Raw genomic sequence first — 213 nt, 5'->3', positions numbered from 1 at the left:
ACCCCGTTATGAGCTTCCGAAAGGTATCCACGATGACCCGCATCGCCAAGATCTCCGGCCTCGTCCTCGCCACCGGCCTCGCCTTCGGCGCGATGACCGGCACCGCCGCGGCCGACAACAACGCCAACATCCAGAACGTCACCGTGCCGATCTGCGCCGACATCATCACCTTCTCCCTGGTGAACATGGACGGCTGCAACGTCATCTCCAGCA

1 protein-coding gene is annotated in these 213 nt (G+C 62.9%); it reads left to right on the top strand.

Translation table 11 applies throughout. The annotated features are described in order from the left end of the window. Positions 1-32: 32 nt before the first annotated feature. Positions 33-213: hypothetical protein (locus tag RM479_RS27565; RefSeq protein WP_311514588.1), on the top strand; the 181-nt coding region annotated here is incomplete at its 3' end.

This window comes from Nocardiopsis lambiniae (genome assembly GCF_031845465.1).
Taxonomy (GTDB): Bacteria; Actinomycetota; Actinomycetes; order Streptosporangiales; family Streptosporangiaceae; genus Nocardiopsis; species Nocardiopsis lambiniae.
This window is presented reverse-complemented; position numbering and strand designations above follow the sequence as displayed.